Genomic DNA, 344 nt, shown 5'->3' with positions numbered 1-344 from the left:
GGTGGCGCATCATCGGCCGGCGCATCATACGACGATGCATCATCCGGCGCTCCATGCGGACATTCGTCACCAGCTCGGCGGGTGCGGCCACAGCGGCGGACGGGCCCATCGGTGCAGCGGAGGCGGACGTGGAGAGCGACGCTGCGCCGAGCGCGGCGAACAGGGCGGCGGCAATGATGGATGAGCGCAAGATGGTTCTCCTCGCATGCCGCCAGAAGCGACAGCCTTCTCCCGTCGGTCGACCGGAGAATGGAAGAACCAAGCTCAAGCTCGTTTCGATCCGTTCGATCCGTTCGATCGTGGACCCGTAAGCGCGTGGAATGCGCAGCCGGGCACCTCGGATA

The 344-nt window shown here is 65.7% G+C and carries 1 protein-coding gene; it reads right to left on the bottom strand.

Annotated elements, in window-relative coordinates; translation table 11 throughout:
- Positions 1-190: hypothetical protein (locus MKK55_RS20135; RefSeq protein ID WP_243937328.1), on the bottom strand; the 190-nt coding region annotated here is incomplete at its 3' end.
- Between the last annotated feature and the right edge of the window lie 154 nt (positions 191-344).

This window comes from Methylobacterium sp. J-059 (genome assembly GCF_022829485.1).
Classification (GTDB): domain Bacteria; phylum Pseudomonadota; class Alphaproteobacteria; order Rhizobiales; family Beijerinckiaceae; genus Methylobacterium.
The sequence above is the reverse complement of the archived record's forward strand: the minus strand, read 5'-3'. Positions and strand labels throughout refer to the sequence as shown.